This is a genomic window from Candidatus Gastranaerophilales bacterium (assembly GCA_028696075.1).
Taxonomy (GTDB): Bacteria; Cyanobacteriota; Vampirovibrionia; order Gastranaerophilales; family JAILCC01; genus JAQVHS01.
In genome coordinates, this window is sequence record JAQVHS010000008.1 from 58,513 (window position 1) to 85,261 (window position 26,749).

Below are 26,749 nucleotides of genomic sequence, written 5' to 3' on the forward strand. Positions count from 1 at the left end.
AGCTGCTTTCCACTGGATTGCCATAAAATGCTTCGCATTTTTCGCAATGACAAAAATAATTCTTCACCTATTAAACTCATCTCAGCTTCTCAGCCTCCTTAAGCTCTATCAGCTTCTCGCTTTCAAAAGTTCTATACGCCTTTGGATAGTGGATTTTAAAGCTTCATTGGAAGTCAGGGCTATGAATTTATTATAGGCAGTAACAGCGTCTTTATATTTTTTTTCTTTTTCTAAAATAATACCCATGCCATAATATGCCATATCAAAATCAGGGTCATTTTTAATGATTTGTGCATAGCAGGCTTTTGCGTCGGTATATTTATTTTGCTCAAACAAAGTTACGGCTTTGTTATAAAGCGCCAAAGTATTAGAAGGGTTGATTTCAATAGCTTTGTTGTAGTAGGCAATAGCTTTTTCATTATTAAGGTTGTCTTTGTAAATATTGCCAAGCTTAATGTTGATATTGGAATTGTTTTCTGATAATTGAAGAGATTTTTCATAAGCTTTAATAGCTTCTTCCTGCATGTTGTTTTTAAGATAAGCGTCTCCCAGCCCTTCCTGCGCAGCAGCTGATGAAGGGTCTAGTTCCAATGCTCTTTTATACGCGCCTATAGCTTCATCCGATTTATTTTGGGAGTTAAGAGTATTGCCAAACGCTACAAATACTTCTTTGTTTTTTGGGTCGATGGCAATGGCATTTTCGCTGTATTCGATACTCTTTTGGGAATTACCCAGTTTTTGATAGCAAAAAGCCAGTCCTGAATTGGCATAAAACGCCTTTGGCTGATATTCCAAAGCTTTTTTATACTGCTCCGCTGCCTGCTGGTATTGTTCTTTGTTAACCAACCGGGTTGCCTGCCCTATATAAACATCGGCAATTGCATCTTTTGTATCCTGGCTTGTTTTTAAGCTTAGAGATTTTTGTAAATATACAAGCGCTTTATCGTATTTTTTTTGTCCGCTATAAGCCAGCCCCGCATTGAAATACAAATCAGGGTCGTCGTTTTTGGTTTTTAACACAGCTTCATAGATTTCAGCTGCTTGAAAATTATCACCTTTCAGCTGATAAGTTCTTGCAAGTTCAATCTTAGGGTCAATGGAATCTTTGTTAAGTTCGATTGTTTTTTGAAAATCCAGAATCGCATCGTCATATTTTTTCATTTTTTGATGTGCAATCCCTAAATTAAAGTAGGCGTCTGAATCCGTCGGATATTTGGCGATATATTTACGATACTGCTCTTCGCTTTCCTGAAATTTGTTTTCATCACTGAGAAGGTTCGCATACTCAAACCTGAAACCGTCCAGCTCGGGATTAGCTTGTAATGCCGCTTCGAGATTTTCTTTAGCCGCTTTTTTATCGGGCTTCTCCTGCTGCAGGTAAGCAAGCCCTAAGTTGCCCTGAGAAACGGCGTCATCAGGATCAAGCTCAAGCGCTTTTTTAAAACCGTTGATTGCATTTTTATAATCCCCCGTTTTAAACAAAGCAAGCGCAAACTGTGAGTAATCTTTAAAATCAGCGGGATTTTTCTTGTAGATGTAACGATATTCTTCAATCGCTTCCTTGTACTTCCCCTGCTCCATATAAGAAGAAGCCAGATTATTTCTTGAAGCTAAATGGTCAGGATAATAGTAAACAAACTTTTGATAAAATTCGCTTGCCCCCGCATTATCCCCAAGCTGCATTTTTACGTTGGCAATATTTAAAAGATTATATTTATATTCGGGAAAAAGCTGATAAGCCTGCATATAGGCATTTAATGCGCCGTTATAATCCTGATTTTGCTGGAGAATATTGCCTATGCTGACATAGACAAAAGCATCATCAGGCTTAATTCTTGCAGCTTCTTTGTATTCCGCAAGAGCGAATTTCCACTCGCCGATTTCGCTGTAAACACCCGCCAGTTTAGTCCGAAGCATAGCATCATCAGGCGAAGTAACCAATGCTTTTTTTAACTGGTAAATTGCCTTGTCATATTGCTTTGTCGTAATAAAATAATTTGCACTGATATAATACTGATAAGCCATAGCATCCATAGCTTTAACAGGTGCAGCTGCCAAACTTATAAAACATAACAGTATTAATATCTTCTTTTTCATATTACCATTATTGCGGCTGTATAACTTATAGTCAACATTTTAACACAATCTTTAGGGATATAATAATCAGGGGAATATTCCTATATCGCTTCAAAACCTATAAAGTCTTTTATTTTTTAATCTAATTTTAACGCTCCTTTCTTGCAATAACCGGGTTTTAATTATTGAAAAGTCATACCATCCGTGTTAAAATTTCTTGGGGAAGGAGAATGTATTTTTGTGAAAAAATATACAGGTTTTACATTAGCAGAAGTGCTTATAACGCTTATAGTTATAGGGGTTCTGGCGATGATAACCGTGCCTTCTTTGCTGAAGGAATACCATCATCGACAATGGAAAGCAGGGCTTTGGAAAGCTTATAAAATATCAGCTGATGCGCTTGAAATGATGCGAGCGGAAGATGGTGATCATATATGGGAAAGGTATGCCGACTATGTTAAGCTGGGTAATAAATATGGCGATTTTGCAACTCCGTTTTTATCATATTTCAATGCACCCTTATCTACAAAGAAGCTTTATACCTACTATCCGTCATATAAAATTTATACCTATACAGGTGACATGAGCGGTTCTACGAACTGGGCTGCAGCAGGATTGACAAAACGATTAAAAGACGGGATGCTTATAGGTGCAAGTATAAACTCATCCGCAATCATAATAACCATAGATATTAACGGGGCAGATAAAAAACCTAACACCTATGGTAAGGATTGTTTTACTTTTAAAGTTGATAAAAAAATCGACAAACTTGTTCCCATGGGCGGAGAAGTTCAGGGAGGATATGAATATTGTTCCAAAAATTATCCTGAAAAGAACTCTAACGGTTTAGGCTGTACTTATTGGGCGCTAAAAGATATATGTCCTGACGACCCGAATAAGGGATATTGGGAATGCTTGCCAAACTAGTTGAGCGATAATCCTGCAGGGCAGGCGTTTGACTTATGATAGAGAAATACAAGGCTTAAGGCTAAGAGGTAAAAATCTCTTCGGCTTTCAACAGTTGATTATTTTGTTAAACGGTTTAATTCTTTTTTTATTGTTTCTGCGGGAATTGTTAGACAGTCTGTATTGCTGAGCGCTGTTTTGTAGTGAAGAATGGCTTTTTGCCTATCTTTGTTCTTAAGATACATTGCAGCTAAAATACAATATAAATCATAAAAATCGGGATTTTGTTCAAGCGCTTCTTCTATGCGCATTATTCCTGCCGTTATTTCACCCATAGAAATATAAATACTTGCTAAAGTCTTATAAGCCTCAATATCACGGGGGTTGGTTTTGAGCGTTTTTTCTATACATTCAAGCGCCTGTTCGGGATTATTTTCTTCAAGGCACATGCAGGCAAGATTGTAATATGCCCAGCCGTATTCGGGGTTGATTTTGACTACTTTATTGTAATGCTCTTTTGCTTTTTGCTTTTCGCCTGATTTTTTGTACTCATAGGCAAGGTAAAAATGCGCATAAGCATCTTCGCTATTGCATTCTATAGCCTTTAAAAAGTGGTTTATTGCAGATTTTGAATTATTTTTTTTAACGTATAAACATGCAAGATTGAAATGAGAATTGCCGTCCCTTTCATCAAGGATAAGCACTCTTTTGTACAAATCGACGGCTAAATCATGTTTTCCTGTTTGGTCGTATAAAAATGCTAAATTATAAATAAAATCAGCATCATCAGGTGAGAGTTCCATTGCTTTTTTGTATGCGATTTCAGCGTTAGCGTTGTCTTTCATTTTTTCATAAATAATACCTATGTTAAAATAAAGCTCACCTTCTCTTGGAAGAACTTCAACAAGTTCCTGAAATTTTTCAAGCGCTTTTGCCAAAAACCCGTCGTCTAAATAGGCAAAAGCAAGCTGTCTTTTTATATCCAAATCATCAGGTTTTTGTTCCAACAGTTTTTCTAAATTTTCTATTTGAAGATTTTCCATTCATTTCTTTCATGAAAGCTATTACTTACATATTAACAAATTCCGCTGCTTTAGACAAACAGTTTACTTTTATTCCAGCTCTTTTATATAAAGATTAACCGAGTTAGATAACAACTGTTCCTTCTCAAGTTCGGTGTATTTTTTCAGATAATTTACCGCTTCTTTTTTATTGCCAAGTTGGGCATAGCTCAAACCCGCGTACAAAATTGCATCGGAGTTTTTATTATCAGCTTGTATTTTTGCAAGCTGGGTTTGTAACTCTTGCTTGAGGGTGCCTTGTTTATCATAAAGTTTTATCAGGTTTCTATAATATGTCAAAAAGACGGGATTAAGCCTTATTGCCTGTTTATAGCAATCCCGGGCATTTCTGTAATCTTGCACTTTGAAATACAAATTCCCTAAATTATTGTAATAAGTAGCACTTGCAAGAGAGTTAGGGTTAAGCGCAATAGCTATTTTAAATTCATTAACCGCTGCGTTATAATATCCCATTTCCATATACATAATGCCTTTGTTATTTCTGAGCGCGGCATTGTTGGCGGCATTTATCGGTGCTGAAAAAATTTGCCCCTGCATAAAAAACAAACAAAATACTATTAAGATAATTGATTGGTATTGCATGATACATTCTCTAAAATTTCTTTAACCGCAAAAGCTTTATTTAATGTGTAAAAATGCAGTCCTTTAACCCCGTAATTTATAAGGTTATTAACTTGAGAAATACAAAATTCTATGCCTAGTTTTCTCACATAATCAAAATCTTCCTGATGCGCTAAAAGTTTTTTGTATAAATCCTGAGGCACTTTTGCTCCGCACATGGAAGTAATTTTTTCCATCTGCGAAACTTTGGTAACAGGCATAATCCCCGGAATGATAGGAACATTAATCCCGGCTTCCTGCGCTTTTTGGCAAAATTGAAAAAAGTCATCATTATCAAAAAACAGCTGTGTTATAACCACGTCCACACCTTCATCAACTTTGCGTTTAAGATTGGATATATCCTGGGCAAAAGTTTCCGCTTGCGGATGTTTTTCCGGATACCCCGCTGCAGCTATGGACAAGTTGGTCTGCGAGCGGATAAATTTTACAAGTTCATTGGCATAATCAAACCCGTTTTTTTTGCTCACAAAAGCTTTGCTGCCTAAAGGCGGGTCGCCCCTTAGCGCTAAAATATTGTTTATGCCGTTGTTTTCCACTTTTTTAATATAATCGCATACAGACTGCCTGTTGGCGTTTACGCATGTGAAGTGCGGCATTGGCGTTATATTAAGCTCATTTTTGATTTTTAAAACCAAATCAAAAGTTTTTTCCTGTGTAGAGCCACCTGCACCGTAAGTAACCGATATAAAAGACGGTGAAAATTTTTTTAAAATCTTAAGTTCAAAAAATAATTCGGCAAGTTTCTTCTCATACTCATCGTCTTCGCCTTTAGGCGGAAAAATTTCGTATGAAATAACGGGGGTATCGGGATTTTGCGAATATATTTGCGAAAGCTTCATTGTTCCTGTGGTTTACCTGCAGTACAAATAGAATATCAAAAAACTGATAAAGGTCAAATATATTTTATATTTTATTACGTTAAAACCCATGCCGGGGCAATTTTTTCAGGCAATTGTTTTTTATATAAATATATGGAACTTTAAAAATAATTAAACTCATAAAATAACAACTTAACACTACCTTCACACAACACATTAAAGCGAGAAATTAAGCAAAAGATGTGATTCCCCCCACCGGGGGATTTTTTTTGCGGATTTGCGGTGACAGCGCAAAAAAAAAGCTCTGAGAGAGCTTAAAATAGAGAGAGAGAAATAGAGAGAGATTATACGTTTTAATTCCATACAAAATCAACTTTACAAATTTATTGATTTCTTAAATTTTAAATATTTTTCAAATGCTTTTAAACCATCTAATGTATTCCCTGTACTTTAATAAAGTATTTCCCTTAAAAAAAATTGCCTAAATTTCTAAAAATATTTTGAACCGAAAATATATTAATAAAAAGTAATTCATAATCGGTTAAAATTTGAACAAAATTAGTTTGGACTGCAATGAAAAATTATCAGATTAAAATCGTTACGCCGCTTTTTACCTATGAAGAAAATCCGGGTAGGAATTTTGTTGTATATTCCGGCAAGATTTATGTAGTTAATACAAAAAAGTTGGATTATATTCTTGCACAAATAAAAATTTTGGGAGAAATGGTCTATGAATCATTGAATAACCCTGATTTTAATCTTACAGTCTGGCTTAACAAGAAAAAATTACTGAATGAGAATTTTCTTAACGAGATTTCCTGCTACTGCCTCAGGCAAAAAGATTTTCAAAGCAGTACGGTCATAAATTTTTTAAATAAAGATTACTGCATTGAAGAAAATATAAAGAATTTAATAGCGAATTATTTTAGAAAGATTATTAAATTTAATTTTTTTGATTCAAAAAAAGTTGAACTTAATGAGTTTGTGGAGTTTGCCCTGAATGATTATGATTTAATCAACTATATCTTCCATACACCTAATGACTGCATAGCTGAACTCCAAGCCATGTTTTTAAAACTGTACGGAAAAGAAATTACTAATTTGTTAAAGGATATCGATACACTTAGTATTTCACTTGAGGAAGACAAAAATTTTAACAAAGATTTATATATAAAAAAACTTATTAAAAACAGGAAGTATTTTTATCAGGAATGTTTAATCCCCGGCAGTGTTATCAATTTTTCTTTAGAAGCCGCACTTACCAATATTTTCTTTCATAAAATCAATGCTTATTTAGACTTCGGCGCTGAATTAACAACCAGAGAAATCCACTCTTATAAGAAAATGGGGGATGAACGCCATTTTCTAAACGGCAGCGGAAAACGGAATTATGATATTTCCTGTTATAATGACGAAAACTTCCGCTGCATTACTCTTGAAAATGACGCTGACAGCAATATTCTTAAACATTTAAAAAGCTGCAATGCTAATTTTTCCGATTCGGAATCCAGTTTTATGAGTTTGCTTTCATCGGAAAATCTGCAAAAAATAAAAAATACATTTTCATTTTATGATTTTAATTGCAAATGTATTTACATGGAGCATGAAAAAGCAAAATGTATCCTGCCTGTTTCTTTTGCCGCAATCTCTCAAGTTGCAACAGACTAATGATTATAGTACCTTTATTACATGATTAAAATTTGTAAAGCAACAGGCAAAAAATAGCAATTTTATTTATGTTTTTTCTTTATATATACAAGAATTTCAATTGTGTGAGGTAAAAATGTTTGTATCCCAAGTGGGTCATGTCTCTTCCCCCAAAGCTTTGAATAAGCAAACAGTTGCATTTAAAGGTCATAATCTTGTCAGTAATAATGAAGGTGAAAAGGTTTATCATTTTTATTTACCGAAAGTAAATTTTGATAAAGCTTCATTAGTGTATAAAACATGTTATCTGGATGATAACGGCAATATTGATGAAAGCATAGACCTGCCCGAAATTTCAAATGATATTCCTAAGGATAAAGGGTCTTATTCTCTTGATATTGATAGTTTAGATTTAACTGATAATCAGGTTTTGGTTTACAGATTTGTAATAGACGGCAAAGATTACAATGATACGGCGCCTTATATCCATTTTAACAATGTAAAATATAACATTACCGAACACCATTCTAAGAGTGTTATAACAAAACCTCAAACAATGTATCATCTTATGCCGGCTTATTTTAAGCCCGCAATAAATGGCAACGGCGCAACTCAGGACAAAAAAAGAGCGATTAATATTTTGGACGATGAACATTCCGCAGATGACAGGGATCTTGTTACTACTCATTTTACAAGATTTGACGGTAAATTAGGTAATATTACGGAAAACCTTGATTATTTAAAAGAAATGGGCTTTCATAAAATATTATCTACTCCGTTTTTCGGGCAGGATAATTTGTCCGCACACAAATATTGGACAACTAATCCTTTTCAAATAACGTCTGAATTCGGTACTATGGAAGATTACCAAAAATTACAGCAAGCATTGTTGGCAAGAAGTATGGGGATTTTAGCCGACGGTGCGTTTGTTAATGAAGGGCTGGAGGGCATGCACTTCAGAGATGTTTTATTACATGGAGAAAAATCACCGTTTTTCTACTGGTTTGATATAGATGCTACATTCCCTCAAAATCCTATTCAGTTAGGCGTATTACCCGTTAGTGAAAAAGCTTATCAAAATTATGATATAAGGATAGTAAACTCTCCTTATATTTGGGATGTTACACGTGACGGTCAAAAAGGCGTTGATTTTGGTAAAAAGAATGAAAAATATACAAGCAGCAAACCCACATATATTCAAATTTATGACAAACGTTTAGTAACGCAAGAGCAATTAAATTCTCCTGATTTAATAAAAAAATATGCTGTCAAAAGCTTAAATGACAAAGAAGAAATTAATTCCTGGATGGATTCCGTTCAGCTTTATTCCTTCCCTGTAAAGCCTGATAGAATTCAAGCTAAAGTCAAATCCGCAAAGCAGGATTCCTCCATTCCCGTAAAAGAATATCTGAGAGATTGGGATTATTTCAGACTGGCAACAGCTGATAAATCTTCAGGTATCAGATTGTGGAACGGAAATAAAGATACTTTAAAATTAAGACTGACTTTGCCTGAATCAAAGCTTCAAAAAATTTATGATGAAGCTAATACTGTTGAAGAAGCCGAAAGAAAAATTGAAGCAATACGAAAAGCCAATCAGGAAGTCAGAAATTATATAACTTCCATAGGCGCCTATTGGACTAAAAAAACAGCGGATATTTTGCTGGAGCATATAGCTTTAGCACTGCCCGGAACGGTAAGCTCTAAAGTATACAAAAACAAGATAGATAGCTTGGCAGGTACCTATTTGCCTGAAGCAGCCAGGAATATTTCCGAACAGGAAATTTCAAAGATTGTTGACGGTGAATGTGTTCCGGTTGAACTGTCTCCCGTACCTGAAACTATAGAAGAAACATTAAAAAGTTCTCCTTTGGAGGCGATTGAAGTAAATGACGATATTACCTCTATTTTCGCTTCCTCTAATTTTAAGCAGCTTGCAGACAGACATCTGTATAGCAAATCAAAAAGCATGGAATTTACGGCTTATCGTATATTTCAAATGATGGATGACGCTAATATTAATGCCGGACTTTATCTTCAGGATAGGGATTTAGGACCCGTAAATCTTAAACTGGTCAGGCTGATTGCTGATGAATTGGTAAGATTTTTAACAATAAAAGCTTTAGACCCTAATTTCCCCGCTGAAAAGATTTTCTCTTATGATGAAGAATCTATGAAAATGCTGAAGAAGATTACACTGGGTTCAATCGGGGTTAACGGCGTAACCCAAAACGAAAAAGCCGCACAGTTGGTAAGTATTATGAAGAAAAATATTAACAGATTATCAACTCAGGATTCTAATTTTTTGGTTAATCATTTTGCATACAGGCTTGCGCATATTAATTCCAATAAATTAAAAGTAGCGGAATATATTCTTGATAAAACAGAATCAGGACTGGGCTGGAGAATTGACGCTGCAAAAGATGTGGCTGAAATGGACGCTATGCTTGAAGAAGAAGCAGGCACAAGAGAAACCTGGGAAGAAGCCATAAAAATATGGAAAGACTTTAATGATGAAGTAAGTTTATACAACCCTCATGCCTACAGAATAGGCGAGGTTACAGATTCTGATATTGCCGCTCATAATGTTAATGAAAGATTTGCAAATCAAGGTGATTTGGAAAATAAATTTATTTCTCAAACCGGTTTTACGACTCAAACAAACTATAGTTTCTTATTTTCAGGCTTGCAAGCTTATTTGTCCGGTCACTCAGAATTGGGTTCAGCCAAACATGACAAAACCGCTGCCAGTATTATAGTAGAGAAATTGCTAAAAGGCTGGGATACTACACCGGGATTTTTGTACAGCGGGTCTAAAAACAACGTGGCTTATTCACACGTAGGGGTAGATAACCATGACAAACCAAGAATAGCAGACGGATTTAGCATAAATACAAAATTGGGCTATGACCATAGTATAGATGAAGAGGTATTGAAAGAGCTTGAAGAGGCATTTTTGTCGCACTCTCGTTATTACAAACGTTATATTGCGCAGATGAAAGAACAACCTGCTAATCAAGATAGAATAAATCAATTGAAAGAAGGACTTTTCCAAGAAATTGAGCCGCTTGCTTTGGCTAAAGAAGCAGCTATGCTTGAAAGCTTGAATGCTGCAATTCAATCAAAAAACAATAAAAACGAGCTATTGGAAGCTTTCACAAAGGCGCTGGACACATTAGCATCTAAAAATAACAGAAGCGGACACAAATTCGGCGCAAGACCGTTCGACTTCATCTATGACGAAGCATCCAAATTAGTTCCCGGCGGACTCGAAACTGAGTTTAAAAGTTTAAAACCCGCTGTCCATCAAGCGTATACCCAAAACGCAGCCCAAAGAGGTACTGAACTAATGAGATTAATGGTTGCGCTGCCCGGTACTCCTACAGTTTTTGCAGGTGATGAACTGCTTGAAACAGGCGGTGAAGATAAATCGAAAAATAATCATCTTCAAAACAGAGGCAGAGCTGCCTGGGAACGCTTAGATAATAACCAATATAAGCATGTTCAGAATTACAAAAATACAATCTCCAAAATATTAAACTTAAGAAATCAAAAAGATTTGTCCTGTTTAGTAAACGGCGATACTGTCGTGCTTAAAGAACAATCAGCGGACAATATAATAGGTCTGTACAGATATAACAGCGAAAATGACGCTATTATTCTTATGCATAACAAAGGGTTTGATAATTCCAGACGTAAATCTAAAGCAGCATCTGCGCAAATTGGGAAAATAGATTTACAAGAAGCCGCTTCCGTCCTGCATGAATTTGGCGGCAGAGAATATACGCAAGGATTACCCGGTAAACTTGAAAATGGTTCGGAATTTGTTGATGTATCAACTTTTGATAAAGACGGCAACGCACTTTATAAAAAATATTGTATTAACGCTGCAGGAGCGCTTGTCGGGGTTGATGCAGACGGAAATCATACTGATATAACGCTTGACAATGCTGTTACGATTTTAAAAAGAGTTAAATAATTAATCTTTGGTGCATAAGTACATAAAAAAAAGAGAAGCTAAAAAAGCTTCCCGTTTTTCCAAATCTCTCACCCAATCTGAAATTTCATCAATATTCAATCCCCTGACGTGCCATAACACCCATATCAAAGTAATGTTTGATAGGTTTCATTTCCGTAACCAAATGTGCCATAGCAACTATTTCGGGATGGGCTCTTCTTCCTGTAATAACTATCTCAATATTTTCAGGTCTTTTAAGGAGCGTTTCCTTAACTTCTGAAACCTTGATAAGTCCCATATCAATGCATATATTCAACTCATCCATTATCACCAATTGATATTCACCGCTGTTAATAGCTTCTTTAGCGTATTGCCAGCCTGTTCTTGCTTCTTTGTAATCATCTATACAAATATTGTGCGAATAAACCACTCTGTCCATTCCAAATTGAATAACTTTCAAGTTAGGAATTAATTTAGATGAAGCTATTTCACCGTAATAGTTGTCATCCTGCTGTCCTTTGGTAAATTGAATAATAAGTACCTTCCAGCCATGCCCCAATGCACGCAGCGCCAATCCCAATGATGCCGTAGTTTTTCCTTTACCGTCCCCAGTATAAATTTGAATATAACCGTGATCTAACACCCCGACTCCTCCACAAAATTTTGTCGTTCTCTTTAATTCATTAGTTGCAAAAATTTATCAACAAACAATGTATTGATATTTTATGAAATGTATTTTGATAGACCCTTAAATGTGAATAAAATCAACGTTGCAGATCATCAATCCATTAAAAACATCTTAGAACAAAATAGTACAACTTTGCAAACAATAATGCAATTTTTTGCTTATATTTTTACATTGTTTTTTTAACTAAAGACACAAAAGCTTACCTGATATAACTTTTACCTTAAATAAAAAGTTTTACAAAAAAAACATTAATATTTGTTAAAAAACTATTGCAATTCAATAATCATGGGTAACAACGGGTATGTTTAAAAAACAGGCAATATATTTAACATTTGTTAAATATAATTTATTCGTTATTTTGTTAAAATTCCCAATGCTTCTGCAGAAGAAACAGTTTGCTGCTGGGTTGTTTCAAGGTTTTTAACCGTGATTTTATTTGAGCTGATTTCATCTTCGCCTAAGATTAAAGCATATTGCGCACCTGATTTAACAGCTTTTTCCAACTGTTTTGAAAATTTCCTGTTTTGCATGTCAAATTCGACACATAATCCTTTGGCGCGCAAATTTTGAACAAGTTTAAGCGTTTCAGCCGTATTGTTTGAAACAACAAAGGCGTTGATAACTTGCGACGTATCCTGCTCAACGAGAGATAAAAGCCGCTCCATTCCCATGGCCCAGCCGACTGCCGGTGTCGGAGTGCCGCCGAGCATTTCAACGAGATTATCGTAACGTCCGCCTCCGCATACTGCGTTTTGGGAACCTAAATTGTTGCTTTTTATTTCAAATACGGTTCTGTTATAGTAGTCTAAGCCCCGCACTAACAGCTTGTTTACGGAATATTTTATATCCATTGTGTTTAAATATGACTTTAATTCTTCAAAATGCGCCTGACACTCTTCACAAATAAAATCCCCTGTTATTATTTTTCTTATATTTTCGGTTTTTAACAGTGTCTGGCATTCTTCGCTTTTGCAATCAAGCATTCTTAACGGATTTTTTTCATATCTTACTTTGCAATCATCACAGAATTTGTCGAGATTTTTGAAGATTTCTTTTTTAAGCTCGGTTGTAAAATTCTCACGGCATTTAGGACAGCCTAAAGAATTTATCTCAAGTTCTAAGTCCTTCAATCCTAATTTATGCAAAAATTCTATAGCTGTTAAGATTGCCTCGGCATCGGCAGCGGCTTCTTTTATTCCAAAAAGCTCAACCCCTGCCTGATGAAACTGTCTTTGGCGTCCTGCCTGAGGTCTTTCGTAGCGGAACATAGGACCTGTGTACCAGAGTTTCACAGGAGGAGAAAGCCTCTGCATATTGTGTTCGATAAAAGCCCGCACAACTCCCGCCGTATTTTCGGGACGAAGGGTGATATCGCGGTCTTTTTGTTTAAAAGAATACATTTCTTTATTTACAATGTCGGTAGAATCCCCTACTCCTCTTGTAAAAAGCTCGGTACTTTCAAAAATCGGTGTTCTGATTTCCTTGTAATTCGCCGCGGCAAAAATATCTCTTGCGATTTTTTCTACCGCCTGCCATTTTGCACTCTCGTCTAAAATTATGTCTTTTGTACCCTTTTGAGCCTTTATCATTTTAATTCCTGCCCGCTTGCAACATTAACATCATATAAGTCTAATAATAATTTTGCAAGCAGATTTGAGTTAGGTAAGTCTTTTAAAAATGTTCGGCTTCTGAGCGGCTAAACCATTCCTTTTATGTCGTTAAAAAGTACAAACAATTTTTCTTCCATCTCGTTTTTAACGGGAATTCTTTGCCAGTAATCTTTTACAAGAATTTGCGTTGAGCTGCTGAAATTAAAGCCGAGTTCTTCTAAAACCTCCTTAAGTTTACCCGCTGTTTGCCTGTACTTTTTAAGGTACACTGTTAAACTTGCTTCATTATTTTGCTCAAGCACAATATCTTTAATGCAGCCAAGCATTTCTAAATAGCACTGTTCATAGGGTTTTGACGTTATTACATCAAGATAAAAGTCTTTTTTGTTATTTGAACAAAGTCTGAAATACCCTGCTATATTGCCTTTTGGTGCAAAAACCTTAAATATATTGTTGTGAGATTTATTTAGCTTAAATTCACCCAAATCAGAAATTAAAGCCGGACGATAATGCGTGAAAATATTGCTGGTGTTTATTTCCAGCAGTTCTTCGCTGTCTTTTACATTAACATCGCGAAAATCATTTAAGTCATATTCAATATTTAATGAGGCTAAATTTTCAAGTGTTAAAAACTCAATTTTGGCACAATTTCTAAACAGGCATTCATTTTTAAGCACGGAAATCATTTGCGGATTAGTTTCATCAACGTATGCTAAAAAAGTCGAAGCACCTGCGCCTCCATAGTAATTTACAACGTAGTCAATAAGGGTTTTGGCAATTTGTTTGTGTTTTTCTTTGAACATAAGAGATGTAAACTGCCAGCGTGATTTTGAGAAGCTGTCGGGGGTTAAAGCCAGTTTGGCAAGCACTTTATTTTTACGTTTTGCTACAAAAACTTCCCGGGCGAATTTTTTTTGTACCGGCAAAAAGAAGCTTATTAATCGCAGCAGGCAGTTTTTTTGGGAAAAGCTTAATTTATCGGGATCTGCTGATAGTTGTTCAGAGGCTCCGCGCATTTTAACATTGTCTGAAAATATTCGATTGATTTTTAGCATATATCCTCACAACAGTAAACATTATATTACAGTTTATACCTTATCGCATAAGTTTGGCAATAAATAATCTACTTCAAATGATACAAATTTGCCTTTTCATATACTTTGTTTGTATGATTTTAATTAATGCAATAAAAAGTAGAATACTTATGTGTAATAATATACTTGTTGTAAACCGAGTGTATCGAATATGAATTGTAAACAACTCAGACGTTTCTTTTTTATAACCTTGATGTTTTGTGTATGGCTAACTACGGTGTCATGCACCAATGAACCTGAGTCCTCGCTTATTATGGAAGATGAAAAGTCAGATTCTCGGGATATTTCAAAAGAAATGAAATCTGATAAAACAAGCCAAATCGCAGATAAAGATATGATAGTTCTGACAGACAGTAATGTTATTGTAAACGTAGAAGACATAGGAAGAAGCACCCCTTTTGTCCCCTATAAGGAAAGAAACCTTGTTTATAACGCATCAATGCGGTTCAGCGATTTGCCCCTGCCTCCTTTAATGGGCGCGGATAGTGCGGATTTAACGAATTTGGTTTCGGCAAAAGTTACAGGCATTTTGTATGATATAAACAGCCCTTCGGCTATTATAAACGTGCTTGATCAGGATTATTTGGTTAAAAAAGGTGATAAAATAGAACAATTTACTATTGCGGATATTAAAAAAGATTATGTGGCAATTCAAACAGGTTCTAATTCGTTCAGGACCAGGGTAGGGGAGATTGTTGAAGGTGATGTCAATCCGACCGGAGTTTACAATTTAGGCCGCAGATTTGCAGGAGTAAAACATCCCGCAAGGCCTGAAGATATTATTATAGTTAAAGCAGTGAAAAAAAAGGACCAGAAAGATACCAACATATTGAAAGATTTTTCTCTTCCTGATACCCCTTCAAAAAATTCATTACCTACAATTGATTTGAAAAATCTCGGAGATTTACCCGCACCGCCAAAGATTGATTAACCAAGGAGTTATATATGCCTACATACAAAATATTCTCAAAAATAGCACTCAGTTGTTACTTAGCAGTAACAATTTTAGCTGCTCCCGCGTTTGCAATAAGTGCTAACGTCTACCCTCAGAGTACAGCAATGGTAAAGCCGTCCGTAGGACAGCTTGATTCTGCGAATTATTCTATTCCGCTTCTGGAAGGTAATGTAAGTATTACCAAAAGCCCTAAACTGGTTACCATAAGTCTTAGAGATTCCGATGTAAGGCAGGTTTTGAGAATGCTTGCCGACAAAGCAGGCATGAATATTATTTTACACGACTCTGTAAGCGGCAATGTGACTTTGGATTTGGTTAATGTAACTTTAAATAAATCGTTTGAGTATGTAATGGTTATGAATGATTTGAACTTCTGGGTTGACGGTAATACCTTGATAGTTTCTTCAAAAAGTGCATCAAAAGATATAGGGTTCGGTCAGCAAGAAATGCGCACCTTCAATATTAAGTATGAAAGCGCAACGAGAATAGCTGACTTCTTGAACAAAACTATTTATAAGTTAAAAGACCCGAGTCTTGCGAATAATGAAATTGCAATCACAAACCCCAGCACCAATCAAATAGTCATTATCGGTACCAAAAGAGATTTTGATATGGCTCAAAAAGTAATCAAAGAGCTTGATAAAAAACAAGAAACCGTTATGTATGATGTAAACCATATGGCAGCGGGTCAAATGGCAGGGTTGGTTTGTCATAAGGTTTTTGGCACCCCTGATATTAAAAGCGAATCAGCGGACAGCGACGGTAAAAGCGGCGTAAAAGTTGCCTGCTCGTCAAAGGATGTTAACGGCGGAAAAGTAGACGGCGCTTTTTCGGGATTTGACAGCAACGGATTTGTTGTTTCCTATTATCCTGATCTTGGTAAAATAGGCGTTTCAGGCGCTACACCCGAGCAGCTCAGATTGGCTTCAAGAGTTATTGAAGATAATGATATTAAACAAAAGCAGGCAATTTTAGAAATATCGGTTATAGAATTGAATGCTAACGGACAAAGGACAATTAGCCCTATTTGGCAGGTTACTGCAGGTACGTTTTCATTCGGATTTAGCGGTGATACTTCTGCAATAGATTTTAACTCCAATGCTAATCCTAATACAGCTGCTACAACAGGCACTACGGGTACAACAGGTTCGACAGCTGCCGCAGCTGCCAGCAGTTTGCCATTCCTGGTATTTGGCAATACTCTGGAGCTTAAAAACAAATTAACCTATTTAATGAAACAAGGCAAAGGAAGAGTTCTTACTAATCCTAAAATTTTAGTTCAAAACAATGTAGAATCAACAATTGATTTGACTCAGGACTATGTAAAAAATATCAAGGCTCAACAATCATCAACAACATATCAGCCTTTAGTTACCCAGGAAGTTGAAATCGGGCAATATGGTATTCAAATTAGCGTGAAACCTACTATTACCCCTGACGGCTATATCTATATGGATTTAAGCCCGTCCTATAGTGTACCTTCTGGTCAAACTGCTGCTAACGGCGGTTATATTACCTTGTTAAGCGAAAGAAAACTTGAACTAAAAAATATAAGATTAAAAGATAATGAAACCTTGATTATAGGCGGTTTAATCCAAGAACATGAAACTAAATCTTCGGGCAAAATGCCGTATTTGGCTGATATTCCTATCATAGGAGTAGCGTTTAGGTCTTCTTCAAGGGAGTCAGACAAATCTGAATTAATAATTATCGTTACTCCGAAGATATTAAATGACGATGCACCTGTGCAGGAAAACATATAGGGGGCAAATTGTTAGAAAAGCTAAAGAAAATTATTGATAGAAATGTTTGCGGCAAAATAGATAAGAAATTGCTTGAGCAGCATAAATTTTTACCTATAAATGAGCAGGCAGGCACGATTTTTATAGCTTGCGTTGACAAGTCTGATACTCAAATTCCGTCAATAATTAAGGCGAATTTTCAATCAGTACCCAAGCTTATCCAACTGCCTTCCGAACAATTCAGCGAGCTTTTAAATTATGCATTGCTGCCTGTCTGTATTCCTATCACAGCCGGCGCTGTTCAAAACATTAATGCCAATAAAACATTAACCCCAAATGTCCAACCCTCTGCCCAAAAACCTAAAAAAAGAATTGGCGACATATTAATAGAAAAAGGATATGTTACAAAAGAACAAGTGGATAAAGCTTTTACGGACAGCCAAAAAAGAAGTGAACCTATAGGCTCTACGCTTGTTAATTTAGGCTTCGTAACGATTAAACAGTTAAAAGATGCGCTTAGCGAACAACAGGGGATAGAAAGCGTTGATGAAAAACAGCTGAAATTTTCCGATGATTTGTTTAAACTCTTCCCCAGAGAATTTTTGCAGGATAACAAAGTTGTACCTATTTCATCAGACGGCAGAAATGTTGTTGTCGGAATGGTAAACCCCACGGATAAAAAAGTTTTAAACGAAGTAGTATTTTTATCGGGCTTAAAACCTATTCCGAGGCTTATCACTTTTTATGAATTTGAACGCACGGTTAACGCATTTTTAAAAGAAGCAGACAGAAAAGCAAAACTTTTTGAACATATTTCCAGCGAAAACAGTATGCTTCAAGAAGAAACACTGTTTTCACAAGTTGAAAAAGCCATCAAAGATGACGAAAGTTCCATCTCAAGATTTGCAAACCAGATTATTACTGATGCCATTGACACAAAATCCAGCGACGTCCATATTGAACCCAGGTTTAACGGTTATATAGTCCGCTACAGAACAGACGGCATTTTGAAAAAAGTTGTCGAAATCCCTCAGGCTGTGGAATCAAGTATTATTTCAAGGTTTAAAGTACTTGCAAGGATGAATATCGCAGAACACAGAAGAGCGCAGGACGGCGCATTTTCTATCAAGCATAAAACCAAGACTTACGATTGCAGGATTAACACCATTCCTATCGGCGGTAAAGAAAAAATGGTAATCAGAATTTTGCAGCCGAGTATAAGTTTGTCGGCGGGCGAGAACAGGGATGTTGAGCTTATCGGGGCTTATAAAGAAGATATAGAAAAATTGAAATGGATGACTAAAATCCCGCACGGTATTATTTTAGCGTCAGGTCCTACAGGCAGCGGTAAAACAACTACTTTATATTCGGTTTTAAGCAGTTTAAATAAAGAAGATGTTAATATTACAACAATTGAAGACCCTGTCGAAATAAGGCTGGAAGGGGTAAATCAAATTCAGGTAAATCCAAAAGCCGATATTACCTTTGCGTCATGTTTAAGGGCTATATTAAGACAAGACCCCGATATTATACTGGTAGGCGAAATCCGTGACTATGAAACCCTGGAATCTGCTATTGCAGCTGCGCTTACAGGACACCTTGTATTAAGCACCATTCACACAAACAGCGCTGCTGCCACGATTTCAAGGCTTATGCAGATGGGTGCGCCGAATTATCTTATTGCCTCGTCTTTGTCAGGTATTATTGCGCAAAGGCTTGTAAGAAAGCTTTGTCCTCACTGCAAAAAATCTTATAGCCCCCAAAAAGAAGAAGTTAAACAAATTCTGCTTAATGAAGAAGACATAGAAAATTTCACAAAAAAAACCGTTTATCAACCGGCAGGCTGTCCTCAATGCCAATTCACAGGCTACCTGGGCAGGTTGGGATTATTTGAGTTGTTGTCTGTGAATAAAGAAATTAAGAAGTTAATAAATATGTCAGCTTCTGATATAGAAATAGAAGAAACTGCTATAAGCTGCGGTATGAAAACACTGCAACAATACTGCATACAACATATTATAAACGGCGAAACCCCCATCAGTGAATTTGTAAGGGTACTGGGTGTGGTTAATGACTAATACGGGAATTACTGGATGAAAACGTTTAAATATTACGCAATAAAAAAAGAAGACGGCACAAAGGTGGAAGGCAAAATAGAAGCTGTTAATGACAAAGAAGCAAGAAGCCTTATAATCCAGCTTGACCTCTTTCCTACGCGTATTATAGACCCGACAGCTTCAAGTTACTCGGAAACAGCTGTCAGGCAGCAGCAAGCTGACGCAAGAAAAAAGGTCAGATTGGGAAAATTATCCGGCAGAGAAAAAATCGATTTTACAACAACGCTGCAAATTCTTCTAAAAGCCGGTGTACCTCTCATTGAAGCGTTGGTATTTTTAGAGAGTGATACAAACAGCGTAAGGCTTCGTTCAATCGCAAGCGAAATCAGAAAACAGGTAATAGCCGGAGTGAATTTTGCCGATACGGTAGCTAAATTCCCTCAGATTTTTGACGCGTTATATATCGGCTTGGTAAGAGCAGGCGAAGAATCGGGTGAACTGGACGTTACTTTAGAGAGAATGTCTAAACTCTTGAAAAAACAAGATGATTTAAAAAGCAAAATTATAGGAGTACTTGCATATCCATGTATTGTGCTCTTATTTGCCGTTGTTATTGTGCTTGTTATGCTTATGTTTGTATTCCCTAAATTTGCGGAAATGTATGAAGGAATGGGCGCACAGCTTCCCTGGATTACTCAAATGTGTATAGATACAGGCAAATTTTTGGCTAAATTTTGGATGGTTTTGCCTATATTTTTTGCTACAATTTATTGGTTTTTAATCGGATTGTTTGCTTTCGAACCTTTTAAAAACAGATTTGACCAATTTTTGCTTTCTATTCCTTTAATTCGTGATTTTGTAAAATTAGCCGAATTCTCGAACTTTATCTCCGTAATGCTTGTATCGTATGAAGCAGGGGTGCCTATTGTAGATTGTTTATATTTAGGTAATTTTACCATTACAAATAATGTAATTAATACCGCAATTAAAACTTCTGCAGTGAAAGTTCAACAGGGTTTGCATTTATCCGATGCGCTTAAATCTTCTGAAGTTGTTCCGCCTATCATATTGTTTATGATTTCAACAGGCGAACAATCGGGTAAACTCGGCGAAATGCTTGAAAAATCAAGTGAATTTATTGATAACCAGCTTGATAGAATTATAGATTTGTTAACTAAATTTATTGAACCTATAATGCTTGTATTTATTGGCGCTGTTGTACTGGTTTTAGCGTTAGCTCTTTATTTGCCGCTATTCCAATCTTACTCGCATATCGGAAGTTAAAGGAGGTTTTTATGGAAAGAAATGATTTAAATGAAAGAGCCGGTGCTTTTGTAAGCGGGGTATGGAGCGAAAGGGTTTTAGTAATCACGGAAGATTTTGAGATAAAAGGCTTTATATTTTATCCGAAAACAGGCAGAAAAAATCGTGTGTTATCAGATGTTTTGAATAATCAAAAAAGATTTGTTGCCATTAAAAATTGCGAGCTGCGACATCGCAAAAGTGCAGTGAAAGCGATTGAAAATCATGAATTTATTCAACTTAATTTAGACTCTATTATTATGATAAGACCTGCATTTGAGGGTGAATAGTATTGATTTTTAAATATCCGTTTTTTTGCTTCTCTTTTTTTGTGTTAATATTTAAAAATGAAAAAGAGGAAAACTCATGCGCAAGTTGATTTTTAAAAATTTAATATCACATATCTACAGAATATACTTTTCTATAAATCTTCAGCCCAGAGAATTACATTTTAAAAAAGATGCCCGTTGTTTGATTTTAGCGCCTCATGCTGACGATGAGAGCATAGGCTGCGGCGGGGTTCTGCTCAAATATCCTAAAATGTTTGATGTTTATTGTCTTACAAACGGTTTTAAAGGGGTAGAAATCCCTAATCTTACTTACGAAGAAAAAATTGAAGTCCGCAAAAACGAATTTATTGAAGCTATGGAAAAAGCAGGCGTCAACTACTACAGCTTTTTTGAAGATGTTGACGATAAGCGCCTGATAATGAGATATGATAAATTTTCTTCAATAAATGTTTCTCATTATGATTATATTTTCATTCCCAATATTCTGGACCAGCATCGGGACCATAAAGCAGTAGCGCTAATGCTTAATGAGCTTTTAAAAGATAAAGCGCATAAACATAATGTAAAAATCGTAATGTATGAGGTCTGGACGGCTCTTGCACTGCCTAATTTCTTTGTCGATATTGAAGATGTGATGGATGCAAAAATTGAACTCATAAAAACTCATAAATCCCAAATTGCTACCCGTGATTATACAAATAAAGTGAGAGGGCTGAATTCCTACAGGGCATTAGGTCCCCAAAGGCAATATGTCGAAGCTTACTGCGTTTTGGAGTTGAACGAATTTAAAAAAATATGTAAAATGTACAGTATATAAAGACCGGTTTTAGATTAAAGATGGATATAAAAGAAAAAATTAAAGAGGCAAAAAGAATAGTTTTTAAGTTTGGGACAAATGCGCTGTCCAGACAAGACGGTTCGATTGCATTATCAAGAATTTACGGTTTTATTGAAGATATTGCCGACCTGAAAAATCAGGACAAGGAAATTTTGATAGTGACTTCAGGCGCGGTAGGGCTTGGAGCCGCCAGACTGGGTATTAAAAAGCCTTCTTTAATTGCCGCAAAACAGGCATGCGCTGCCGTAGGGCAGGCTAAATTAATGCACTTTTATGAAGATGCGTTTGAAAAATTCGGGGTTACCGTAGCACAAGTGCTTTTAACCGAAGACGATTTTAATTTCAGAAGCCGTTATTTAAGCTTAAAAAGCGCGCTTAACGAACTGTTATCCTGTAGTGTAATTCCTATTATTAACCAAAACGACACGGTCAGTGCAGCGGAACTGAAACCGACCTGTCATAAAAAGGCTTGTTTTGGTGATAATGATAAACTTTCTTCACTTGTTATGAGCGGGCTTGATGCGGACTTGTTGGTTATTCTGTCAGATGTTGACGGGTTGTATAACGATGACCCCCGTGTAAATAAAGATGCAAAACTTATTTCTGTTGTAGAAGACATCACTCCCGATATAGAAAAATTAGGGTTTGATGCTTCCAAAGGCGGCAGAGGCGGGATGAAAACCAAACTTGAAGCGGCAAAAGTCGCCACACATTCAGGCGGAATAGCTGTTATAGCTAACGGTAATGAAGCCCGTATAATAAGAAAAATTTTCTCTGACGAACCGGTCGGCACCGTATTTTTACCGAGTGAAAACCTTTCTGAAAAAAGACGCTGGATAGCTTACGCTACTAACCTTGCCGGCGCTGTTAAGGTTAACAGCGGGGCTTACAGTGCTTTGCTTGAAAAAAATGCAAGTCTGCTTCCCATCGGCATTGTAGATATCATCAACAGCTTTGATAAAAATGATGTGGTAAGTATTCTAAATGAAGCCGGCGAAGAAGTAGCCCGGGGAATGGTGAATTATTCAAGCAAAGATTGCAAAAAACTTCTCGGCAAACATTCCGATGATATTGAAAAAATACTCGGTTACAGAAATTATGATGCAATTATAACAAGAGATAATATTATATTTACATAAATGAAAATGAGGCATAGCAAAAAATGGAAAAACCAAAAAGTGAGTTTTTAAGCAAAATTTTAAAACGTAAAAATCCCGAAGAATTCTTGCAGACAGCAAAAAAGAGTAATCTGAAAAAAACCCTGGGGGCGACAGATTTGATAATATTAGGGATAGGAGCTGTTGTAGGAACGGGAGTATTTACGTTGTCGGGACTTGCTATAGCAGGCGAAGCTGCAGCCGGACCAAGTTTTATAATTTCATTGATTATAGCTGCTATTGCCTGTATATTTTCCGCATTTTGCTATGCAGAATTTGCTTCGCTTATTCCTGTTGCAGGAAGCGCATATACATATACGTTTGCCGTGTTTGGGCAGTTTAGCGCCTGGATTATGGGCTGGGTGCTGATGCTTGAATATGCTATAGGCAATATTGCGGTTGCTTTGGCGCTTTCCTCTTATTGGTTTGAGTTTATGAAGGGGTTTCAGGGTATTCTGCCCGATATTATTACAAATAAAGCTTATTGGGTTCACCATTTGAGTATTTTCGGATATAGTTTGGAGGTTAATATTTTATCTATGATATTCATAGCTTTTATAAGCTTTTTGCTTTACAAAGGTATGGAAGAAAGTAAAAGAATGGCTGAAATAATGGTTATAATCAAAGTTGGTGTAATTCTTCTTTTTGTAATCGCAGGCGCTTTTTATGTTAAACCCGAAAACTGGACTCCGTTTATGCCGTCAGGTATGAGCGGAATTTTTAAAGGCGCATTTTTAATTTTCTTTGCCTACATAGGTTTTGATGCTGTTTCAACCGCAGCCGAGGAAACAAAAAACCCTCAAAAAAATATGCCTATCGCTATTATAGGAACGCTTTTAATTTGCAGTTTAATTTATATTGCCGTTGCTGCCGTATTGACGGGATTATTCCCTTTCAGCGCTATAGTAGGTAATCAGGATTTTATACATGCCCCTATTGCCTATGCGCTTAATGCCATTAATCAGAATTTTCTTGCTATGCTTGTTTCTATGGGGGCTATTGCGGGTTTGTTTTCCGTGCTTTTAGTATTACAGCTGGCAGCTACAAGAGTTTTGTTTGCGATGTCCAGAGATAACCTTTTGCCTAAAGTTTTTTCAAAAATTCACCCAAAATTCTCTACTCCCTACGTAATAACTATAGCAACGGGTATTTTTACTATGATAGGGACTTTGGTGCTGGATTTAAAAGGTTCTGCGGATTTATGCAATATAGGTACTTTTACGGCGTTTATTATCGTAAGTATAGGCGTTATTATTCTCAGATACACTAACCCCAACGCAGAAAGAGCGTTCAAAATCCCTCTTATGCCCTGGATTCCGCTTGCAGGAATTGCCTGCTGCCTGTTTATTATTTACAAAGGAATTCCAATGGATGCGTTTATAGCGTTTGCGGTTTGGATTGCTTGCGGAGTTGCTATTTACTTTATGTACGGCTATAAATATGCAAATTTGCCGGAAGAAGCGCCTGTTGAAGTTCTTACCGATGAAGCGCAAGAAGAAGCCGCATTGGAAAGTATTGCGGATTAACCGTAAATTTTTATCAAAGCTTTAATATAGTCTTTAGCCAAAGGCTTATGCAGATACTTAACGGATATAAAATCACTGTTAAAGTTTATTGTGTCTGACGAATTAATATCATGATTTAAGACAAATATTTTCAGGCGGTTTTTTTCTAACCCCATAAAGATTTTTGCTGCAAGCTCTTGCGTAAAAAATTCATCGTCAATAAACAAGAAATTAAGCTTATTAAAATCAATTTCATCAAAATAACTCGAGTCGTTATTTATAAAAATATTTTTCGGAGCAAAACCTGCGAATTCAATAATTTCACGTATTCTACGATTATCAAACCTGTTTTTTTGGACTATTAAGACTCTTTGGGCTTCCTGCAATGATATTTCAGCGGAAGTAAAGCCGGATATTTCAGAATTACTTATGCCGAAATTGTTTAATTTTTGAAGCAGATAACTATCTAAAACACTGCCTTTCCTAAGTAAAAGAGTTTTGTTTTTATAGATATCTTTGTCTAATATAATTCTTGAACTCATAACTCACCATGCGTTTTTGCTTGCATGGGTTATCGGCATTGGTTTGATTTCTCTTTAAAAAAAATATTAAAATTCCTTCAAACAATGGAGGCAAACCTGCTGAATATTTCGAAGTGTAAAATGTCAAATATTTTTGTTTTTGTAGGATTTTCGCCTGTACGTATTTTATTTGTCCGATATTTCTTAAAAATATTACGTGATTTTTTGTGCAATTTAATGTAAAATGTGAAACGAATTATCGGTTTTCATTTGAAGGCAGCAAATTAAACTATTTATTGGATTAAAACGTAAGAAAAATTTATGTGCAGAATAGGAACAATTAAATCTAAGCATTATATACACCCCTCAATAGCCCTTAAGCTTATGCGCTCACAGCAAAAGGGGCATGATAATTCAGGGTTCGCCTTCGTTATGCAGGATTTAGGCGGGATTTTTGAGAATTATAAAGAGCTGCCCATTCTTTCCATGGCCTGCACCGATAAAGGGATGAAACATGCGGAAGATTATTTGCATGCGCAAGGTTTTATGAGGGTATTTCAATATTCTCCGGAAATCAACCATATTGAGGGCTTAAATATAGAGCCTATGCCTAATTACGTTTTTGAGGTTTTTCAATACCCTAAACATTACAAAAACGCGTCTAAAGAAGAAAAAGAAGAGCTGCTTGTGAATACTCGTTTAAAATTACGCGAACTTTTAGAAAAAGACGAGGACGGCTTTGTATATTCATTCTGGCAGGATGTAATTACGCTGAAAGAAATCGGCGACCCGACAGATATCGGCACTTATTTTAATCTTTGGAAAGAAAACAGTGATTTTACGGCAAAGATTATTACAGCGCAGTGCAGGCAAAATACCAACTACGATATTGTCCGCTATGCCGCCCACCCGTTTTTTCTTCAGGGGTATACAACCTTAACTAACGGTGAAAATACTTTTTATGAAAAAAATAAACTGTTTCAAAAAAATCTCTACAAAGGCTACATCGGTTTTGAATCAGACTCTCAATGTTTTTTGTACACATTGCATTATGTACATAAGATTTTGCAGTGGCCTTTAAAGTATTTTAAACATGTAATTACACCGCTCCCTTACGAGCAAATTATAAACCGCAAGGACAGAGATGTATTGTTAAAAATAAAATCCTCTCTCGCCAACCTTGAAATTAACGGTCCGAATACTACTATAGGCGTTTTACCGGGCGGTGAATTGTTGTGTGTTTGCGATTCAAAAAAATTAAGACCTACCGTTGTTGCAAAGCACGACGATATGGTTATTATGACTTCCGAGGTATGCGGCACGAATGAAATTTTGCCGGCGAGAGATATTTCCCAAGATATTTATCCTAATGAAAGAGAAACGGTTTTTGTGGATAACGACCTTAATGTAGCGAGGATTGCGCAATGAATAACATAAATCAGATTTCGCTGGATGAATTGCCCTGGATAATAGAATATTCCGCAGAAAAATGTATGCTATGCGGCAAATGTGTTGCTTCTTGTTCCTTCAGGGCTATTAAAGTCGATGTTCAAAAACGCAAAAAAGTAAACGCTATTTCTAACGAAAAAGGGTTTTCCATTGACGCAGACCAAACGGCAATTCCCGTTATCAAACAGGTAGTTGATGAACATAACTATTGCAGAGGCTGCGGAATATGCAGAAAAGTCTGCCCGAACGATGCCATCAAACCTGTTTATAACAATAGTGAGCGTTTTGGCACAAGGTACCGCAGCCATACGGGAGAATCCGTTAAAAGGGGCGGACGTACCAACCTGCATACTGAAGGCAGAACTTTAGACAAAATAAAAGTCGGTCGTATTTCGCAAATGACGGACCCTTCTTTGGATGCGCAGCGTCATAC

Annotated in this window: 21 protein-coding genes; 13 read left to right on the forward strand and 8 right to left on the reverse strand. The window is 36.3% G+C overall.

Going from position 1 to position 26,749, the window contains the following annotated elements; translation table 11 throughout:
- Nucleotides 1-108 precede the first annotated feature (108 nt).
- The gene (locus tag PHX18_06450) at nucleotides 109-2,097 is read right to left on the reverse strand and encodes a tetratricopeptide repeat protein (GenBank protein MDD3594249.1); all 1,989 of its coding nucleotides are present in this window, start codon (nucleotides 2,095-2,097) and stop codon (nucleotides 109-111) included.
- 219 nt (nucleotides 2,098-2,316) lie between these two features.
- Here PHX18_06450 and PHX18_06455 point away from each other — a divergent pair, with 219 nt between their 5' ends.
- On the forward strand, nucleotides 2,317-3,003 hold the full coding sequence (locus PHX18_06455; protein MDD3594250.1) for a type II secretion system protein: 687 nt from the start codon (nucleotides 2,317-2,319) through the stop codon (nucleotides 3,001-3,003).
- Between the two features lie 98 nt (nucleotides 3,004-3,101).
- Here the strand turns inward: PHX18_06455 and PHX18_06460 are convergent, their stop codons facing one another.
- The 3 genes from PHX18_06460 to metF all read right to left on the reverse strand — a co-directional run bounded on the left by PHX18_06460 (nucleotide 3,102) and on the right by metF (nucleotide 5,524).
- Nucleotides 3,102-4,025: a tetratricopeptide repeat protein gene (locus PHX18_06460; GenBank protein MDD3594251.1), complete on the reverse strand. Its 924-nt coding sequence runs from the start codon at nucleotides 4,023-4,025 to the stop codon at nucleotides 3,102-3,104.
- Nucleotides 4,026-4,094: 69 nt separating this feature from the next.
- Nucleotides 4,095-4,601 carry a tetratricopeptide repeat protein gene (locus PHX18_06465; protein MDD3594252.1) on the reverse strand — a complete coding sequence of 169 codons (507 nt, stop codon included), beginning with the start codon at nucleotides 4,599-4,601 and terminating at the stop codon, nucleotides 4,095-4,097.
- A gap of 20 nt (nucleotides 4,602-4,621) precedes the next feature.
- Nucleotides 4,622-5,524, reverse strand: coding sequence for a methylenetetrahydrofolate reductase [NAD(P)H] (gene metF / locus PHX18_06470; GenBank protein ID MDD3594253.1), 903 nt, complete (start codon nucleotides 5,522-5,524; stop codon nucleotides 4,622-4,624).
- 552 nt (nucleotides 5,525-6,076) lie between these two features.
- Between metF and PHX18_06475 the strand changes: the two genes are divergently transcribed.
- Complete coding sequence (locus PHX18_06475) at nucleotides 6,077-7,171, forward strand: hypothetical protein (GenBank protein ID MDD3594254.1); 1,095 nt, start codon at nucleotides 6,077-6,079, stop codon at nucleotides 7,169-7,171.
- Between the two features lie 115 nt (nucleotides 7,172-7,286).
- Nucleotides 7,287-11,129 (forward strand): alpha-amylase family glycosyl hydrolase, encoded by a 3,843-nt coding sequence (locus PHX18_06480; protein MDD3594255.1) that lies wholly within the window; start codon nucleotides 7,287-7,289, stop codon nucleotides 11,127-11,129.
- A gap of 88 nt (nucleotides 11,130-11,217) precedes the next feature.
- Here PHX18_06480 and PHX18_06485 read toward each other — a convergent pair whose 3' ends face one another.
- From PHX18_06485 to PHX18_06495, 3 genes are all read right to left on the reverse strand, one after another.
- Entirely contained in the window at nucleotides 11,218-11,751 is a 534-nt protein-coding gene (locus PHX18_06485) for a cob(I)yrinic acid a,c-diamide adenosyltransferase (GenBank protein MDD3594256.1), read from the reverse strand.
- Nucleotides 11,752-12,149: 398 nt separating this feature from the next.
- Nucleotides 12,150-13,385 carry a histidine--tRNA ligase gene (gene hisS / locus PHX18_06490; GenBank protein ID MDD3594257.1) on the reverse strand — a complete coding sequence of 412 codons (1,236 nt, stop codon included), beginning with the start codon at nucleotides 13,383-13,385 and terminating at the stop codon, nucleotides 12,150-12,152.
- Nucleotides 13,386-13,492: 107 nt separating this feature from the next.
- Complete coding sequence (locus PHX18_06495) at nucleotides 13,493-14,461, reverse strand: hypothetical protein (protein ID MDD3594258.1); 969 nt, start codon at nucleotides 14,459-14,461, stop codon at nucleotides 13,493-13,495.
- Between the two features lie 292 nt (nucleotides 14,462-14,753).
- Between PHX18_06495 and PHX18_06500 the strand changes: the two genes are divergently transcribed.
- From PHX18_06500 to PHX18_06535, 8 genes are all read left to right on the forward strand, one after another.
- Nucleotides 14,754-15,431, forward strand: a complete 678-nt coding sequence (locus PHX18_06500) for a hypothetical protein (protein MDD3594259.1) — start codon at nucleotides 14,754-14,756, stop codon at nucleotides 15,429-15,431.
- Between the two features lie 14 nt (nucleotides 15,432-15,445).
- Entirely contained in the window at nucleotides 15,446-17,218 is a 1,773-nt protein-coding gene (locus PHX18_06505) for a secretin N-terminal domain-containing protein (GenBank protein ID MDD3594260.1), read from the forward strand.
- An 8-nt stretch (nucleotides 17,219-17,226) separates the two neighbouring features.
- Complete coding sequence (locus tag PHX18_06510; GenBank protein ID MDD3594261.1) at nucleotides 17,227-19,275, forward strand: ATPase, T2SS/T4P/T4SS family; 2,049 nt, start codon at nucleotides 17,227-17,229, stop codon at nucleotides 19,273-19,275.
- A 15-nt stretch (nucleotides 19,276-19,290) separates the two neighbouring features.
- Nucleotides 19,291-20,538: a type II secretion system F family protein gene (locus PHX18_06515; GenBank protein MDD3594262.1), complete on the forward strand. Its 1,248-nt coding sequence runs from the start codon at nucleotides 19,291-19,293 to the stop codon at nucleotides 20,536-20,538.
- Nucleotides 20,539-20,549: 11 nt separating this feature from the next.
- The gene (locus PHX18_06520; protein MDD3594263.1) at nucleotides 20,550-20,846 is read left to right on the forward strand and encodes a hypothetical protein; all 297 of its coding nucleotides are present in this window, start codon (nucleotides 20,550-20,552) and stop codon (nucleotides 20,844-20,846) included.
- Nucleotides 20,847-20,922: 76 nt separating this feature from the next.
- Nucleotides 20,923-21,663, forward strand: a complete 741-nt coding sequence (locus PHX18_06525) for a PIG-L family deacetylase (protein ID MDD3594264.1) — start codon at nucleotides 20,923-20,925, stop codon at nucleotides 21,661-21,663.
- Between the two features lie 20 nt (nucleotides 21,664-21,683).
- On the forward strand, nucleotides 21,684-22,823 hold the full coding sequence (gene proB, locus PHX18_06530; protein ID MDD3594265.1) for a glutamate 5-kinase: 1,140 nt from the start codon (nucleotides 21,684-21,686) through the stop codon (nucleotides 22,821-22,823).
- A 23-nt stretch (nucleotides 22,824-22,846) separates the two neighbouring features.
- Nucleotides 22,847-24,367 (forward strand): amino acid permease, encoded by a 1,521-nt coding sequence (locus PHX18_06535; protein ID MDD3594266.1) that lies wholly within the window; start codon nucleotides 22,847-22,849, stop codon nucleotides 24,365-24,367.
- On the opposite strand, the gene PHX18_06540 is transcribed toward PHX18_06535, so the two are convergent.
- The gene (locus PHX18_06540) at nucleotides 24,364-24,888 is read right to left on the reverse strand and encodes a hypothetical protein (GenBank protein MDD3594267.1); all 525 of its coding nucleotides are present in this window, start codon (nucleotides 24,886-24,888) and stop codon (nucleotides 24,364-24,366) included. The two genes, PHX18_06535 and PHX18_06540, sit on opposite strands and share 4 nt — an antisense overlap.
- 300 nt (nucleotides 24,889-25,188) lie before the next feature.
- Between PHX18_06540 and PHX18_06545 the strand changes: the two genes are divergently transcribed.
- Nucleotides 25,189-26,295, forward strand: a complete 1,107-nt coding sequence (locus tag PHX18_06545) for a hypothetical protein (GenBank protein ID MDD3594268.1) — start codon at nucleotides 25,189-25,191, stop codon at nucleotides 26,293-26,295.
- On the forward strand, nucleotides 26,292-26,749 hold a 458-nt coding region (locus tag PHX18_06550; GenBank protein MDD3594269.1), incomplete at its 3' end, for a 4Fe-4S binding protein. The genes PHX18_06545 and PHX18_06550, both read left to right, overlap by 4 nt.